General features: G+C 31.6%; 18 protein-coding genes and 1 riboswitch. Of the genes, 6 read left to right on the top strand and 12 right to left on the bottom strand.

The genetic code is table 11. The annotated features are described in order from the left end of the window. Positions 1-6: 6 nt before the first annotated feature. Entirely contained in the window at positions 7-954 is a 948-nt protein-coding gene (locus CLV55_RS04235; RefSeq protein WP_112112507.1) for a 5'-nucleotidase, read from the bottom strand. Between the two features lie 153 nt (positions 955-1107). Next, a complete protein-coding gene (locus tag CLV55_RS04230) occupies positions 1108-1860 on the bottom strand; it encodes a hypothetical protein (protein WP_112112506.1) in 753 nt (250 codons plus the stop codon). Between the two features lie 781 nt (positions 1861-2641). On the opposite strand from CLV55_RS04230, the gene CLV55_RS04225 reads away from it, so the two are divergent. Continuing rightward, entirely contained in the window at positions 2642-3709 is a 1068-nt protein-coding gene (locus CLV55_RS04225; RefSeq protein ID WP_112112505.1) for a hypothetical protein, read from the top strand. Between the two features lie 364 nt (positions 3710-4073). Here the strand turns inward: CLV55_RS04225 and CLV55_RS04220 are convergent, their stop codons facing one another. After that, positions 4074-4496 carry a DUF1810 domain-containing protein gene (locus CLV55_RS04220; RefSeq protein WP_112112504.1) on the bottom strand — a complete coding sequence of 141 codons (423 nt, stop codon included), beginning with the start codon at positions 4494-4496 and terminating at the stop codon, positions 4074-4076. Positions 4497-4820: 324 nt separating this feature from the next. Here CLV55_RS04220 and CLV55_RS04215 point away from each other — a divergent pair, with 324 nt between their 5' ends. Next, positions 4821-5168, top strand: a complete 348-nt coding sequence (locus tag CLV55_RS04215; protein ID WP_112112503.1) for a hypothetical protein — start codon at positions 4821-4823, stop codon at positions 5166-5168. A 68-nt stretch (positions 5169-5236) separates the two neighbouring features. Here CLV55_RS04215 and CLV55_RS04210 read toward each other — a convergent pair whose 3' ends face one another. The 9 genes from CLV55_RS04210 to CLV55_RS04170 all read right to left on the bottom strand — a co-directional run bounded on the left by CLV55_RS04210 (position 5237) and on the right by CLV55_RS04170 (position 10417). Beyond that, the gene (locus CLV55_RS04210; protein ID WP_112112502.1) at positions 5237-6124 is read right to left on the bottom strand and encodes a hypothetical protein; all 888 of its coding nucleotides are present in this window, start codon (positions 6122-6124) and stop codon (positions 5237-5239) included. A 169-nt stretch (positions 6125-6293) separates the two neighbouring features. Continuing rightward, positions 6294-6695, bottom strand: coding sequence for a hypothetical protein (locus tag CLV55_RS04205; RefSeq protein WP_112112501.1), 402 nt, complete (start codon positions 6693-6695; stop codon positions 6294-6296). An 11-nt stretch (positions 6696-6706) separates the two neighbouring features. After that, complete coding sequence (locus tag CLV55_RS04200) at positions 6707-7114, bottom strand: DUF3293 domain-containing protein (protein WP_112112500.1); 408 nt, start codon at positions 7112-7114, stop codon at positions 6707-6709. A gap of 85 nt (positions 7115-7199) precedes the next feature. Continuing rightward, positions 7200-7943, bottom strand: a complete 744-nt coding sequence (locus tag CLV55_RS04195) for an N-formylglutamate amidohydrolase (protein WP_112112499.1) — start codon at positions 7941-7943, stop codon at positions 7200-7202. Between the two features lie 11 nt (positions 7944-7954). Next, entirely contained in the window at positions 7955-8344 is a 390-nt protein-coding gene (locus CLV55_RS04190; protein ID WP_112112498.1) for a hypothetical protein, read from the bottom strand. 17 nt (positions 8345-8361) lie between these two features. Further along, positions 8362-9075, bottom strand: coding sequence for a PP2C family protein-serine/threonine phosphatase (locus CLV55_RS04185; RefSeq protein WP_112112497.1), 714 nt, complete (start codon positions 9073-9075; stop codon positions 8362-8364). A gap of 111 nt (positions 9076-9186) precedes the next feature. Next, positions 9187-9621, bottom strand: a complete 435-nt coding sequence (locus tag CLV55_RS04180) for a hypothetical protein (RefSeq protein WP_112112496.1) — start codon at positions 9619-9621, stop codon at positions 9187-9189. Between the two features lie 146 nt (positions 9622-9767). Continuing rightward, positions 9768-10007 (bottom strand): hypothetical protein, encoded by a 240-nt coding sequence (locus CLV55_RS04175; RefSeq protein ID WP_146739529.1) that lies wholly within the window; start codon positions 10005-10007, stop codon positions 9768-9770. Between the two features lie 47 nt (positions 10008-10054). Further along, positions 10055-10417, bottom strand: a complete 363-nt coding sequence (locus tag CLV55_RS04170; RefSeq protein ID WP_112112494.1) for a hypothetical protein — start codon at positions 10415-10417, stop codon at positions 10055-10057. A gap of 62 nt (positions 10418-10479) precedes the next feature. Then, a riboswitch (SAM-I-IV-variant riboswitch) is annotated at positions 10480-10574 on the bottom strand. A 100-nt stretch (positions 10575-10674) separates the two neighbouring features. On the opposite strand from CLV55_RS04170, the gene CLV55_RS04165 reads away from it, so the two are divergent. From CLV55_RS04165 to CLV55_RS04150, 4 genes are all read left to right on the top strand, one after another. Then, positions 10675-11316, top strand: coding sequence for a matrixin family metalloprotease (locus tag CLV55_RS04165; protein WP_112112493.1), 642 nt, complete (start codon positions 10675-10677; stop codon positions 11314-11316). Between the two features lie 503 nt (positions 11317-11819). Further along, the gene (locus tag CLV55_RS12880; RefSeq protein ID WP_170122240.1) at positions 11820-11975 is read left to right on the top strand and encodes a hypothetical protein; all 156 of its coding nucleotides are present in this window, start codon (positions 11820-11822) and stop codon (positions 11973-11975) included. 984 nt (positions 11976-12959) lie between these two features. Then, entirely contained in the window at positions 12960-13727 is a 768-nt protein-coding gene (locus CLV55_RS04155; protein ID WP_112112491.1) for a polysaccharide deacetylase family protein, read from the top strand. 3 nt (positions 13728-13730) lie between these two features. Next, complete coding sequence (locus CLV55_RS04150; protein WP_146739528.1) at positions 13731-14294, top strand: exonuclease/endonuclease/phosphatase family protein; 564 nt, start codon at positions 13731-13733, stop codon at positions 14292-14294. Positions 14295-14313: the final 19 nt, after the last annotated feature.

Here is a 14313-nt window from a genome sequence, read left to right as displayed (position 1 = left end):
TCTAAATTAAGATTTAGTAATTATTGTTGTTTTCTGCAATTGATTCAATGGTGAATCCGTTTCATAAAGCACTTTACCAGAAGGCACCACTAAAGAAGCCGATTCTAAATGCGTGTCTTGGTCATCAAAGAAAATATGGGCTCCAAAAGCTTCCAAAACCTTGTCTTTTGCCAAACCTCCTAAAAAATATACTTCATCAACATAAACACCCCATTTTCTAAGGGTTTTAATAACTCTTTTGTGAGAAGGAGCACTACGTGCTGTAACTATAGCCAATCGCAAAGGGGAGTACTCTATGGGGGTCGGTAAATGTTCTTGTATTTTAGAAAGTTTCATTAACAACTTAGCAAAAGGGCCTTCGTTCAAGGCATCATTTTCATGTGCTTTTTCATAGTCTTGAAAAGCATCCAATCCTTCAGTTTTATAGCGATATTCCGATTCCTCAGAAAATAAAACCGCATCAGCATCAAATGCTATTTTTACTCGAGTATCTTTTGAATTAAAATCAGTAGGAGGAGCATACAAATAAGCCGCAGCACATTTTTTAGAGTCAATCACACGTTGCACTTCGGCACTGTCTTTAGATAAAAACAAATCGATGTCATACGCCTCAATATAAGGAGATAACGGTTCACCTCCTGTAAAGGCCACTCGGGTAATATCCAGTTGGTGTTGTTCTATAGAGTTTAAAACCCTAAAACCTGTTTCAGCACTATTACGCGACATCACCACCACTTCAACAATTTTCTTGTTAGCAATTGTATTCAATTCCAACAAACTTTTAACCAAATAAAAAGCAGTGCCGGGCGCCAACAATTCTTCTTCTTTCTCTAATTGATAAGCCCTAAAAGCAGCAATACCCTGACTTTGAAAAAGATCATTTTCAACTTCAAGGTCAAACAACGCTCTGGTAGAAACGCCAATAACTAATAGTTCAGAAAGGTCAACGGCCATAAAATAGAGTTGGTCTCAAATATAGTAAATTGATACTATTAAAAAAAGAATCAATTAAAAATCAAAATTAAGCTATAACATAGACAAATCCTGTCGATACAAAAAAAAACAGCTGGCAAAAACCAGCTGTCTCTTCAATTCCATAAAAAAAAACTAAGAAGCAGCAATCAAATTCAAAACATTAAACTGCTTGTTTTTCAACGGATAGTCAACCCCATTAATCTCTTGATAAAATTCAATCAAAAGAAAGAAACACAACAACCCACCACTAGAAGGGATAGAAGGCAAGGTCAACGTAAACGTAGCAGGAGCATACAATTCTACGTGCATCAACTCTTGAGGGCTTTCCACAAATTCATAAGTCTGCCCAGAAAAGTCAATACTAGAAGCACCAAGTCGAAAGCCAATTTTAGAAACGCCTGCAGGCAAAAGCATCTGCTTTCCGTTAATAAAATCACTCAGAGTCAACTTCCCATCGGTCGTGTTCAGTGCAAAACTCTTCTTCAAAACACTACTTAAAGTAGAGTGCTTGTTAAAATCAAACCCCACCAAATACTGGAGCGCCAAGGGGTCACTCAGCCCATTTTTCACCGTACGCTCACCACGAACATTCACCGTATCCCTATTCTTGATACGACCCATAATCTGGTTCAGGCGACTGCTCGTTCTGCTATCCTTAGCGTTGTCAACCAGAGTCGATACCGAATGGCGTAACAATTGCGCCATCTTAGCCGAATGCGAAAACTCCGCACCATTTTCTCTTGTTCGCACAAAAGCAGGATCATTCATGATACGCTTTTTGCTAATACCACCTTTCGCACGTATGCGAATACCTTCACTCGTCTTGTAAAAGGTCATACCCTTCAGGGTACCTTCAATGTCAAAAATACCATCAAATTTTGCCATAATAATTAGTTTTAAAAATGAAACACTCCTTTTCGGTTCTTCCTAGAACCCGCTGTCTAGTCTCGCAGACTTTTTCAATTAAAGTATACATAGTAACTTTTTTTAATGATTAGTAAATGATTTTTAAAATAATAGTCCGATGCATCTTGTTCAATTATTTGCATCAAAAGTAGATGCAACCTATTGATTACCAAAAATACAGGTGCGATAGCCGCAACATAATGCAGTATTCAACAGCACAATACAGTAGAATGCAGTAAGAAGAGAGAAGAAAACCCTACACTTCGAGAACTTTTTAAATGACAACGTTCAAGCAACTAAAAATCCAAAAATCGAATCATCCAACCCTCCAATCTACACTATGTAACCTATCCCAAGCGAAGCGCCTCAAAATAAAACCTAAAAATCTATGATTCTATGTGGTTAAAAAATAAGACAAAACCTTTAGCTACTTTTAGTATGATACTATTCAAACATTTCTACCCATCTAATAATCTAATAATCTAATCATCAACCCTCCAATCTACACTATGTAACCTATCCCAAGCGAAGCGCCTCAAACAAAACCTAAAAAAAATCTATGATTCTATGTGGTTTAAAAAAAGAGAAATGAGGTTGCAGTGAATAAGTTAATAATCAAGTAAAACACGAGTTAGAAAATAAGAAGTTTGATAACCATATCACCAAATCCCCAAGAGATAATTACCAACCATTTGTTAATAACTAAAATTGAAATTCCTACTGATATGCAGTAATTTAGCAACAAATAAATTAGTAACACATGAATACTAAAAACAACATACAACAAAACACTCTAGATCGTATAGATGCAACTACTCTTACGGAAAGAATAAAAGAATTAAGTGAAATTTTTGCAAATTCATTTGAATTAGAAGCGATGAATACCCTGCAAAAACAATTAGCAGAAGCAGGCAAACCAATGCTATCGTTTCAAGAAGAACTTCAAAAAGGAAACTTGCACAAGCAAATCAAAAGAATGGCGCGTGCCTTGAAGAAATGTACCCAAAACACGCCAACTACCTCAGCAAAATTTACAGATACAATTAATATAAGATTAGATGACTTCTTATTTGTAGTGCAAGAAGTAGAGGAGTACCCTATTGAAAAAATTTCAGTTTCATTAGAACAAATCCTTCAAACTCAAAATATAGAAGCCCATTCAGTAAAATCATTCTTGAAAAAATTCAAAAAAGCATTGATAAAACTTATGATTCATCACTACATGTATCATGAAGAAACAGCCTTCGAATTACTACTCGAACACGAATTAAAAACGTTGAAAGTAGATTATCTTATAGAAAATAAAGCCTTACAAATTTTAGAACCCCACAAATACAATCAGTACATAAATTCCCTAAACAGAGGCTTTAATGCACTTTATCACGATATGAAAGCCTACACAGACTTTTCAAATCCATTTTTTGAAGCTGCAGATAAATTATTCCAAAACATAATGGCAAAACTAAACCAAGCAGCAGGAATAGATAATCCAGAAATAGAAGCACCAAAAACCACTATTACAGAAACGGAATCCAAAAACTATCCAACACACATTTTCAGAACACATAGAGATTTCCAACTCTTTGATGTACTCATGCAACACAACCCCAAAGCAGACGAAATAGGATACATATTCCGAACCATGAGTGAAATAGAAAATCCATCAGCTATAGTAGTAAAAGAAACAGCCTTCAGAAATTGGTTCAACCAAGAATCAGGCTACAAAATGGAACTCAACAATCCCATAAAAACCCTGCCCAGAATAAAAGACCTTTCAGGTAAGCAGATAAAATACAAATTACAAAAGCAACTATTAAGGGCAAGTTAAACTTTAAAACAAAAGTTTAAATAAAGCGGTTATTACAATAACTTTTCGAGTGTTTTTATTTCGTCTCGATGACTACCGGGACGAAATAAAAAATATATCAAGAACTTTTTTCATTTAGAAATCACATAAAAAAAACGACTTTCAATATCCAATCGTCAGTTCGAGTGTTTTTTGTGTAGCGCAACGAAGCAAAAAATGTATCGAGAACTTTTTTCATTTGGAAATCACATAAAAAAACGACTTTAAATAACCAAACGACATTTAGAGTGTTTTTTGTGAAATACAATTGAAACAAAAAATGTATCGAGAAACCTTAATTGAATTTATATATAGCAATAAAATAACCTCCCCAGGCTAAAAAAGATTATCGATTTAAAAAAGCAAGCGTTCTATCATCAATACCTCCATTAAAATAACAATCCAATACTTGTTTAAAAACACCATCTAAACATTCATCTACAAGCGAGAATAAAGTCATACAAGATTTAAGTTTTAAATGATCGGGACTGCCAAAAATGGTGTAGGCATCTTTTTCATTTAGCAACAAAAGTGCATTGGTAATAGCAACTAGCCTTGGGCCCAAAAGCGGATGTGCAAGATATGCTTTGGCCTCCTCCAAATCTTGAATCCCATAAAAAAAAGAAGTGTCACTCAAGCCCAATCCCCTCAGTTGAGGAAAAACATACCACATCCAATGACTTTCTTTCTTACCAAGTTTAATCTCAGCAAGAGCTATTTCATAATTATGTTCTTGTGCCGTTAAAAACCGATTTAAATCATTTTCCATAACTACAATTTCAACAAATTTACTTTTTTGTAGTATAAATTAATTACCCCACCACCAATAAATTCCTAATTCTTAATTCTTAATTCGTAATTCACAATTATATCAAAGGCATATCAAAGCTATATCAAAGGCTTACAAAAGGTAGAGCAACAAGTATCTTTAAAAAGTATTAAAATCAACAACCTTCAATTCAAATAAATCCCAGAAGCACTACCAAGAAGTATTGTAAACACTACTTATGAATAGAGCAAAAGCTACAATCCAATCTACTAAAAAGCACTCCTGATTCAATAATTTTACACCATCATTAAAACAACGCACAACATGAGACAAGCAATCAATGTAAACGACATTATGGTATTCTTTGATAAAAAAGAACGTCAATCCTATAAAATGATGGCTGCCATTAAAAGGCACTATAACAAACAGTCATACCAACCCATTACCATCAAAGAATTTGCCGAATATTACAACATCCAACAAGATACCATTTTAGTAGTTATGCAAGCAAATGACCAGCTTAAAACCCAACAAAAAGAAGCCCAAAACCTAAAATTAGAACAAGCAAAAGAATCCAAGACTAAGACAGAGGAGACTAAAAAGCAACAACAATTAGAAAAACTAGAAGCAAGAGAGAAGGAGAAACCTCGTTTCACCTCCAAAAACTACTAAAATAAATTCTTAAAGCGCTTAACCAAAAAGTTTTTTTTCAAACAACAAATACCTGTCTATTGTATGGCTTAATATTTAGAATAACTACTCAAAAAACGTAAAAAACCCTCAGCATCCTCAACGGGATTGCCTTCAAATTCCTCAAGCAATTCGGTGCAAAACTCAGAGTTGGCTTCAAACAAATCCGTTACTTTACCAAAAAATACAATTTTATAATCCGTCAATACAGCATTCAAATCAGCAGTAAAATCCTTTGGCAATGCCTCATAAATCCCTGCATTAAAGTAATCCAAATACACCTTTTTAAGCGACTCAAATACAGGAACCGGAATAGAAGCAGGGTCTTGGTTAACATAATCCAATACAACTAAAGCAGGTAACAATCGTTTCCATGCTTCTTCAGTACTGATAAAATAAAAACCACCACAACCCATAGTGTCTTCCATAAACAATGCAAGACCATCTCTAGTTGGATTTATTTCTGAAGCATCTATTAAAACAGATTCATAATCCTCAAATCCAGAGAAACAAAAATCAAAAGCCTCTTGATCCAATACACCAGAATCCAACGCTTTTCCATACCCCATATCAATACCTATAAAAACACTACTCGATACAGGACCACATGCATATCCAGCATCACATAGTTCAAACAAAACAGAATTAGAATAATCCTTTAATTTGACATGAACTAAAATATCAAAGGCTTTTCCTTCATTCGAATAATCATATTTAAATTCATAACCATCATACAAACCTTCTTTAATTTCCTTCAAAGCTTCATTGTACAGTACTTCAATTTCAGGTTGAGCTGCAACTAATACACCTCCTTCAAGATCAATATAATGAAATAGAGTAGCAGGAGAGGAATGATAATCCTCTTCAAATAATAATTGTTCACCAGTAACAGGACAATAAAAAGGAAAAGCAGGAATGGATAACTTTAGTTGTTGCATAAGTATCAGTTTGAATTACATAGTTTTCAATAATAATGCAAATATAAATGGGAAGATTGCCAAATCATGTCTAGTTAAAGATATTTTTTGTATTGTAGTAAATTTAGCATGAGTTGGTTTCCATTACTACAAAGTCTATTTGCAATTATAACTAAAATTAAGGCTCACATCATCGAATGATTCGTTTTAGGCTTAATTCAAAATCAACCCTCACGCCATCAGGCATTTTGTTAACATTATAATCATAAAGCCAATATGAAAGCTCGTTTAAATAATGTCTGATAACATTTCTTTTTAGATAGTCGGGAGAATTCAAATAATCTAAATTACAAGAGGGTGTAGAATCGCTATAATAACAGTTCATATAAGTATCAAGACAGATTTGACTGACATAATTTTGTAATTCTTTAATGGTTTTACCTTTCGGATTTATTCCCAAAGACATTATTTCTTTTACCATGATTTCATAAGGTGAATAAACACTAATTTTCATTCCTTCTGAAGTAATGTAATGCAGTTTAGTGATGTCAGTTACTTTTCGTTGGTATTTTTTCTTAGGAGGAACTTCCATATTATTTTACATTATTCAGCCAATAGAATTAACTCAGCTAGACCATTAATCTCTCCATATACAATAGCATTTTGTTCGTATTTTTTACCTAAATAAATAGCCGCTTCTTTTGTAATCCCACCCACAAAAAAACTAATCTCTGGAGGCCAATCTCCAAGGGTATCTTTTCCTTCACCAGCAAATACCGTATAATTCGTTAGGTCTTGTTCTAAAAGCGAATTCAATCTTTGGTTATCTTCTAAAGACAATGCATTTGAAAAAGGATTCCAAGCAGTAATAAAACACCAACTGTTGAAATGATGTTCTTTTAAAAATGAGTGTAAGGCTTCATTATCTTTAGTAAGATAAATGTCAATTTTAGGGTTCAAAATGCTGTAGCAAGTCGATTGGTAACCTAATAATAATTCTTTTGAGATCATATTTTTACAGATTTTATAATAAAACTAGTAGCCAATTATTTTCTTATGGAGTTAAATAAGATAATTGAAATAGGCAAGTTTTAAATTAAACAATTTTTTTAAGCAGTTCTAAATATTCTTGTACAATTAGTTTAGTAGTATCAAATTCACTAGATTTTTTATTTGTGGGTTCCTCGAGATATAATTTTCTATTGACTTCTAACATTATAGAATACACCTTGTTGTTTTTCCGAAAGTGCTCCATAGGAACAATAGTGCCACTATAAGGCCAATCAATTCCTAAAGAATAACCTCTTTCTTTAAAATAGGTAATTGAAGCCTCTACTAATTCTTTTGGAGTATGAAAAGCATCAATACCAATATTAAAATCAGGTCTATCCATGGTTTGGTCTAAACCTCTAATTAAAGGGATTGATGGAAACGAATGGCAATCTATTATTAGACAAGTTTCATGCTTTATGAGTTCGTTGTTTACTAGATTAGTAAAATGAGTATGATGTTTCCAATAATAGTGTTTTATAATATTTTCTCGCAAAGTTGGCGTAACAGTTCTAAGTAAATCGCCATCATCAAAACGCTCATACAAAACGCCCATTCCAAATTTAGCCATAACTTCCTCCGCATCATTTTCAAAACGTTCTACATCACAGAATAGTCTTGAAAAAGGTGCCACAATCATAGCGTCGGTATCAGAATAAAACAGTTCGTCAGTATACCAATCGGTCAGTTTAACTAATTCCTCCTGAATCTTATCTTTAGTGCCAACATAACCATCTAATAAAGGAATATTTATTGAAGAGTGGGGGATATGTAAAATCAGTTTTCTCATTTAATATCTGTTTAGAGTTGAATTCTTGGGTCAATTGAGTCAGATACTTCCAACATAAGGGTTTCATCAGTAAAAAGAACCACAACTCTATTTTGTTCCAAATCTATCATTAGTAATTTTAGTAACGCTACAAAGGCTATTTTAAGATTTTCTTCTGTTTGAGGAAATTTAGGATATTGAATGATTTGTAGATCTATTGAAGGTTCTTCTTGTCCCAAAAATAAGATTTCAGAATGGAGTAACTTTACGCTCAATCCAATACCATATTGCTTATAGATTTCTTGTTGCGCTTTAAGTAAAGCGGCTTTAAATTCAGCATTAGTAATACTGATTTTAGAATAACCACGAATTAATCCTATAGTTGCAGTTCCTGTGAATGTGTTATTTTTTATAATGTTCATTTTTTAAATGAATGATTTTATAGTGTACCTATTTGATAGACTATTGCTGTATAATTGTCATTAGAAAAGACTTTACAATTTTGATGAAGCATTTCAATGAAGTAGGAGGCAGGCTTTACTTCAGAAAACAAAGCTTCTAAGTCAGCATCAATCCACGATTCCATAATACCATCTGAACAAATCATAATATAGTCATTATCATTAACATCGGTTAGTAAATCTTGTTCTATTGCACTAGGTTGTGAACTTCCTTTTACACTTCGTGTTAATCTATTGCGCTCAGGGTGAAAGAGCCCTTCCAAAGCGGTAATGCTACCTTTCTTTACGGCATCACTAACCCAAGTATGGTCGGTCGTTTTATATATAATTTTACCCTTTCTAAATTGATAAACTCTGCTGTCACCAACCCATCCAATTTCTATGGAAGAAGTAGTGATTTTCGTCAAGGCAAGAGTACTAGCCATTAGAGAAGTATTTTGATTTTTTCTTTTATAATCCTCTAAAGCTTGTTCAGCCTCTTTTAAAGCATCAGAAAGAACTAAATTCTCAGTATAAGTAAAAGAATTTGTTATAGAGGCAACAAGCAATTGGGAAGCTAATAATCCATTCCCATTTCCTCCAACACCATCGCACACGACATAAAATTTACCCGACTGACATTTCAGGGTATCTTCATTAATTTCACTTTTACCTTTATCAGTAATAAAGGCTTCCGATTTAATTACAATCATGCTTTTTGGTTTTAAAAAATTAAAAATGGGAACTGGACTACTAATCGCGTTATTTGAATATTGTTTAACCTTAATTCTTTGTTCTACATAGGCATTTGTTTTAGTTAATAATTATAAATAGTGTTTTACATTCATTCCAATTACTTTATAATCCTGTGTGATTAAGTTGCCACCGCTCGGAATACTCGTACTAAATTCTATAGTATCTCCTTCAAAATAATATGAAATATCAGGTCCTTCAACCAAACACATTTTTATAGTTCTGTTTCTGTCAGTTTCAATTTTATTTTTCATCCATTGGCAGTGTTCAATAATTTTTTCGTGCAAAGAGCATAATTTATCATGATTATAAGTAGATAAATCTATCTCAGAAATACCATTAACATGAGTACCAGGATAATTTACAAAATCACCATCCTTATTAAAATGTATGGGTATTTGCATATATAATGCACAACCCACTTTTAAAATTACATAAGGGAATTTGCCATAGCCATTAATAAAATGGTTGTGTTCCCACCAATTTGATTGTTCTATATTTTTCATCGTTCTATACTAATTTGTTTTGAGTTAACTATTTTTTACTTTTCCACATATGCAAACTCTAGCTATTTTGCAAGCCTCAATTTTATCTTGAAAAGTGGTTCTCATAATTTTTATCTTCTTTTGAATGAATGATTCCGATTATTAGTTTAATTTTCTAGATATCTCCAATCATTTTCAAACAATTCAATCTTATCTGTTAAACGAATTAAAATATTGTCTTCAATTTTTATTGGAGATTTACTAAAATGTGTTTTAAATGCAACATTCAATGCTATAAGTCTTTGCGCTTGTGCGCGAGAGCCAATAATTCCAATTTCTACTGCTCTGTTGTAATCTTTAATCAATTCTTCTTTGGAATATTTTTTAAAATCACTTATTAAATCCAATATAATAGATTTATCATTCGGCTTATGTATAAAGAGATATTCCATGACTACGACTCTAAAACTAAAGATGATACTTCTTCCAATCTAAAAGAAATTGGATAATGAAGTAATAAAATTTTCTTATACTGCGTACTAATAGCAAATGGTTTATCCAAACTATTCAGGTTAAATGCAGCTCCTTTGAATAGAATAATTCCATCTTTAACATCAAAATACAACAAAACATAGGGGTATACGTTTGTGAGTTCCAAAATTGTGTTCAATTGTTGGTGTTCAATTTCAAGAAATAGAGAAGTGTCCCCTTCTTGAAGTTCTTTCACTTTTAATAAAGTGTCCTTCGTTTTTTTGACCACACCCACTATTTGAAGAGAAGTGTGGTCATTAAAAAAAACGTGCAATACATTTTTCATACAAATAATGATTAAGTTAAACTATCGTTACTTGTATTTCGAAAATATGGTGTGTCTGGGTAAACAGGCGTTTATTTTGACCGGACAGGCCCGTATTGTTTTACCACCGTGGTGTCTACACTCGGTTGGTACCCATAATGGGTTCGAAATACTTTGCAGAGATATAAATAAAATTTGAATTTGCAAAATATTTGACACTTTTTTTTAATTCGAATAGTATAAAAGGCTATATTTGACTTCATATTATATTTGCAAAAATGCCTATCAATACTAATATACCAAGTACTTTCCGTGTTAAAACAAAGAAAATATTATCACTGATTATATTATGTGTTTTGATGTTTAGTACATCATCCTTAATACAAAGTACTAGCAAAGACCATATTATTTACATTCAACCCTTAGGGAGTGTAGATTCAGAAAGTTTAATGTATTTAAAAAAATCAGTAGAAGATTTTTATGGTTATGAATGTAGTATCAAAACAAAACTCGAATTGACAAATGACATACTTTCAAAAAGCAAGACGAGATACGACGCTAATAAAATACTGTCAAAATACAATTCGAATATTAATTTACTTTTAATTACAGAAAAAGATATTGCATACAAAAAGAGTAATCAATTTCCTGAATGGGGTATTTTTGGTTTAGGCTTAAGACCAGGGAAAACCTGCGTGGTCTCAACTTTTAGATTGAAAAGAAAAGTGACAAAGCAACAAATGTTAATTCGTTTAAAAAAAGTAGCACTACACGAAATTGGACATAATCTAGGACTTTCACATTGTAAAAACAATAAAGAGTGTATGATGAATGATGCCGATGGAACCATAAAACAAGTGGACAGAGAAAAAATTTGGTTTTGCGAAAAATGTTGGGGACAAATAAAAAAGTTAAACTAAGACTGTAATTATTCATTTTTTTTTTAATTGATATGTTAATATAATCAGAAGTTATAGAAATCGACATGAAACTAAACAGATTGTTTTAGAAAATGCCTTGATTTTAATAATGTAGTAATATCATTGGAAATACATTTTCTAAACTAGAAATTAATAAATATTAACACAAACAACAAGTAATATAATATTATAACGAATTCACAAAGAATATTTTTAATTTATTGAATTTAATGTAGTTAGCTAAATATGATATAAAGAAAAACTGTAATAAAATCTCATTTTCAAAACAACTTAAATCCATTTCTATCCAAATTAAAGCATATTAATACGGATAGAATACGCATAAATTTGTCACTTTAAAAACAAAAAAAAGTTTATAACTTGTCTTTTTTTTAGCTTAAAAACAAAAACCTAAACACACAAAAAATTATCATTTAAAATATTTTATATTTTTTATAATAATTTTATATATTTTTACTATAAACTACTAAAAAAAACTACTTATGGGGAAATTTGGATTTTCATTTTCATTAAACAGATTTTTAGGTATCACTCAAGCAAAACAAAGATTTGCTAGAACAACCGGTATACCAACCACAAAAGGTGGAATTGAAAGAAAAATTGGTAGAAGCATTTTGAATTTGTTTTTTAAGAAGTAAGATGTTTATTCTTATCAAAAATTGTTAATATATAAATTCATTTTTTTTATTAAAAATGTAAAAAAATAATGATTATTTAGGATAATTTTTATATGTTTGTTTGATGCAAACTTGACCTAAAAAAAGTAGTTACCCTATAGGTTACCCTGTAGTGATTCACAAATTGGGAAGTACTGAAAACACTGATTAAAATAAAAGGGTTACGGAACCTCTTTCTCCGCTGAAAGCACCTCGTAGAGGTGCTTTTTATATTTATGTACTTTCCTGTTTTTTATACAACCCTATATTTTACGGCACCTAAGCATTAATTTGAATAAAGTAGTTCAAAAATGAGTAATCTCTTTTATACTTTAAATCTCATTCGACATGTACCCTCTTTGGTACCCTACATATTTGACAATTATATTAGAGTACCAAAAGTTGGCATATGCCAACTCTGGCTTGAGCTTGGGAACTTTCAAAAGTAATTTTGCATAAAAGACTATAACATGAAAAAAATCAAAGTAAATTATTAGCTAATGGGTGATAAAAAATCAAAATGACAAAATGGATTTCAAAATCATTGTTAAAATGAATTTTGTAGATACAAAACAACTATATTTTTCTTTTTTGTTATATAGACTCATGTTAAATAAAAAACGATTCCTTTTTCGAAGACAAAGTTTTAAATAAAACTATTTGAAATGAGTTTTTGGGAAAAATATTTACTTATTTCTAAGGATTTTATTAGTAATTTATTTTTTTTATGTAATTTTATACAAACTTTTATATCGATGATATCGAGATATAGAACAAGTAGAAAAGAAAAAAGAATGACTCGCATAGCGATACTTGTATTAGTAGTCTTTTTTATATTGGTTTTTTGGATTTTATATTTGTTATTATTTGATGAAAATATGCAAACGAATATGTATTAGTCTAGATTCAAATAGTTTTTATTTGATTCGTTTTCATTTTTACTACTTTTTCATCTAAAAAAAGTGTATGAGAACTTTATTGTCTAGTCTTATTGTGATTTTTTTGCCATTTTCTTTTCTTTCCTGTACGAAAAAAGATGTAAAAAAACCTGAGGCAGGCGTTGTAATTACTTTTGATGACGCCTATGTTGACGAGTGGTTTCATGCGGATCAAGTATTAAAAAAATACTACTGGAAAGCGACGTTTAATGTATGTCGAATAGATTCCATTGGTGTTCCTGAGCAAGGTTTTTTGCATCAAATGGAAGCAGAGGGACATGAAATTGCTGGACATGGCTACCATCATTATAATGCAGTTAAATTTGTGTCTCAAAATGGGATTCAAGAGTATCTTAAAAAAGAGATACATCCTATGTTAGTTTCTATGAAACGTCGAGGATTTCATGTAACGTCTTTTGCATATCCTTATGGAGAACGCAGTCCTCTCCTGGATTCGAAATTAAAAAAGCAATTTAAAATAATTAGAGGACGTGCTTTTTGTGGGGACCAACCCGAAAAAGAAGGCTATTATTTTCATGGTTCAAAATATGTGTATGCTTTTGATATTGATAATAGCCATTTGCATTTTAGTTATCATTATCTTTTGGAATTACTCGATTATGCTAAAAAAAATAATAAAATCTTATTGTTGTGCAGTCATCGTCCAGTAGAAGAAGTTACTGCAAATTATCAAACTAAGATTGAGACTCTCGAATTTGTATGTAATTATGTTCGATTGAATCACATGAAATACTATCGTTTAAAAGATCTTTCAGATTGGGTAAAAAAAGAATAGAATATGTCAAGAGTAAGGAAGTATATATTTATTGGTGCCTTAGTATGGAGTTTTCAATTCTTTGCACAAGTTACTGTTTGCAGTTGGAATTTAATGAATTTTGGTAAGTCAAAATCGGAAAATACACTTGAATTTATATCCAATACATTAAATCCGTATGATATTGTAACGATACAAGAAGTTGTTACTGGACCTGGAGGCGCTCAAAAAGTTGCCGAGTTGGTTGCCATTTTAAATAGGAAAGGTTTTCAATGGGATTATGAAGTCAGTCCAATAACCACAAGTGATAATTCTTCAAGTAGAGAACGTTATGCTTTCATTTGGAAAGCTTCTCAGGTTAAGAAAATAGGCAAGGGATGGTTGGACCAAACTTTTGAAAAAGAATTAGACCGTGAACCTTTTATGAGTACTTTTGAATATAAAGGAAAGCCATTTACAATAGCCTCTTTTCATGCAGTTCCCAAAAAGAAACATCCAGAAAGTGAAATTAAGACACTATCCCAAAAAGTGTGTAAGTTGAAAAGTCAAGGCTTCGTTTTTATAATCGGAGTCTTTTGTCAAAAATAAGGATAAATTGGTTTAAAAC

The sequence above is a fragment of the Flavobacterium aciduliphilum genome, assembly GCF_003268855.1.
Taxonomy (GTDB): domain Bacteria; phylum Bacteroidota; class Bacteroidia; order Flavobacteriales; family Flavobacteriaceae; genus Flavobacterium; species Flavobacterium aciduliphilum.
Note: the sequence above shows the minus strand (reverse complement) of the source record. Positions and strands in the feature narration are given on the sequence as shown.

Coding starts and splice junctions, on each gene's coding strand:
- CLV55_RS04235 (WP_112112507.1), bottom strand. CDS start 954: ATGGCCGTTGACCTTTCTGAACTATTAGTTATTGGCGTTTCTACCAGA.
- CLV55_RS04230 (WP_112112506.1), bottom strand. CDS start 1,860: ATGGCAAAATTTGATGGTATTTTTGACATTGAAGGTACCCTGAAGGGT.
- CLV55_RS04225 (WP_112112505.1), top strand. CDS start 2,642: ATGAATACTAAAAACAACATACAACAAAACACTCTAGATCGTATAGAT.
- CLV55_RS04220 (WP_112112504.1), bottom strand. CDS start 4,496: ATGGAAAATGATTTAAATCGGTTTTTAACGGCACAAGAACATAATTAT.
- CLV55_RS04215 (WP_112112503.1), top strand. CDS start 4,821: ATGAGACAAGCAATCAATGTAAACGACATTATGGTATTCTTTGATAAA.
- CLV55_RS04210 (WP_112112502.1), bottom strand. CDS start 6,124: ATGCAACAACTAAAGTTATCCATTCCTGCTTTTCCTTTTTATTGTCCT.
- CLV55_RS04205 (WP_112112501.1), bottom strand. CDS start 6,695: ATGGAAGTTCCTCCTAAGAAAAAATACCAACGAAAAGTAACTGACATC.
- CLV55_RS04200 (WP_112112500.1), bottom strand. CDS start 7,114: ATGATCTCAAAAGAATTATTATTAGGTTACCAATCGACTTGCTACAGC.
- CLV55_RS04195 (WP_112112499.1), bottom strand. CDS start 7,943: ATGAGAAAACTGATTTTACATATCCCCCACTCTTCAATAAATATTCCT.
- CLV55_RS04190 (WP_112112498.1), bottom strand. CDS start 8,344: ATGAACATTATAAAAAATAACACATTCACAGGAACTGCAACTATAGGA.
- CLV55_RS04185 (WP_112112497.1), bottom strand. CDS start 9,075: ATGATTGTAATTAAATCGGAAGCCTTTATTACTGATAAAGGTAAAAGT.
- CLV55_RS04180 (WP_112112496.1), bottom strand. CDS start 9,621: ATGAAAAATATAGAACAATCAAATTGGTGGGAACACAACCATTTTATT.
- CLV55_RS04170 (WP_112112494.1), bottom strand. CDS start 10,417: ATGAAAAATGTATTGCACGTTTTTTTTAATGACCACACTTCTCTTCAA.
- CLV55_RS04165 (WP_112112493.1), top strand. CDS start 10,675: ATGCCTATCAATACTAATATACCAAGTACTTTCCGTGTTAAAACAAAG.
- CLV55_RS12880 (WP_170122240.1), top strand. CDS start 11,820: ATGGGGAAATTTGGATTTTCATTTTCATTAAACAGATTTTTAGGTATC.
- CLV55_RS04155 (WP_112112491.1), top strand. CDS start 12,960: ATGAGAACTTTATTGTCTAGTCTTATTGTGATTTTTTTGCCATTTTCT.
- CLV55_RS04150 (WP_146739528.1), top strand. CDS start 13,731: ATGTCAAGAGTAAGGAAGTATATATTTATTGGTGCCTTAGTATGGAGT.